The sequence below is a fragment of the Streptomyces sp. BE20 genome, from assembly GCF_036322525.1.
GTDB lineage: Bacteria > Actinomycetota > Actinomycetes > Streptomycetales > Streptomycetaceae > Kitasatospora.
The window spans coordinates 1-462 of record NZ_JAQYWW010000885.1; the positions used below are offsets into that span (position 1 = coordinate 1).

Consider the following 462-nt stretch of genomic DNA (forward strand, 5'->3'; position numbering starts at 1 on the left):
AGTACACCTCGCGCGTGGGCGACCCCTTGATGCCCAGCTTCCGCTCCGGCGCACCGAACGACACGCCCGCGTCGCCCTTCTCCACCACGAACGCCGAGATGCCCTTCGACCGCGCCTCGGGGTCGGCGTGGGGCTTGTAGTGGCGGTGTGGTACCCCGGGTTGTTGTTGGTGCGGGGGTGGTTGTTGGGGGTGTGCCCGTGTTATCGGGCCGGCGGCTGTGCTGTGGGGTGTTGCTTTACTTTCGCGCATTCGGGGCCCCCCCCCGCCCCCCCCCCCCCCCCCCCCCACCCTCCACAAACCCACCCCCCCAAAACCAACCCCACACCACCGCCCACCCCCCCCCCCCCCCCCCCCCCCCCCCCACCCAACCCTCGCCCAAAACGCCCCCCCCCCGACAACACAACACCCACCACACCCCCCCCACGAAAAACAAACACCACAACAAAAAAAAAAAACAACAC

Annotated in this window: 1 pseudogene; it reads right to left on the reverse strand. The window is 68.6% G+C overall.

Going from position 1 to position 462, the window contains the following annotated elements:
* A pseudogene (locus PUR61_RS19155) lies at positions 1–124 on the reverse strand (acyl-CoA dehydrogenase); the annotation flags it as partial.
* Positions 125–462: the final 338 nt, after the last annotated feature.